This is a genomic window from Bacillus cereus group sp. N11, assembly GCF_016483605.1.
GTDB classification, from domain to species: domain Bacteria; phylum Bacillota; class Bacilli; order Bacillales; family Bacillaceae_G; genus Bacillus_A; species Bacillus_A toyonensis.
In genome coordinates, this window is sequence record NZ_JAEHBN010000060.1 from 1 (window position 1) to 407 (window position 407).

The following is a 407-nucleotide window of genomic DNA, read 5'->3' on the forward strand; positions in this document are numbered from 1 at the left end:
CCAGTAGGCCCCGGAGGTCCAACAGTTCCTGGCAATCCGGTAGGTCCAGTAGGTCCTGGAGGTCCACCAGAAGGTCCAGTAGCTCCAGTTATGCCGGTAGGTCCAGTAGGCCCTGGAGGTCCACCAGAAGGTCCGGTAGCTCCAGTTATGCCGGTAGGCCCAGTAGGCCCCGGAGGTCCAACAGTTCCTGGCAATCCGGTAGGTCCAGTAGGTCCTGGAGGTCCACCAGGTCCTGGAGGTCCACCAGAAGGTCCAGTAGCTCCAGTTATGCCGGTAGGCCCAGTAGGCCCTGGAGGTCCACCAGAAGGTCCGGTTACTCCAGTTATTCCAGTAGGCCCAGTAGGCCCCGGAGGTCCAACAGTTCCTGGCAATCCGGTAGGTCCAGTAGGTCCTGGAGGTCCACCAGG

1 protein-coding gene is annotated in these 407 nt (G+C 61.2%); it reads left to right on the top strand.

What is annotated here, in order from left to right; translation table 11 throughout:
- The coding region (locus tag JDS98_RS29650) for a hypothetical protein (RefSeq protein WP_199634636.1) at positions 1–407 on the top strand (407 nt) is incomplete at both ends.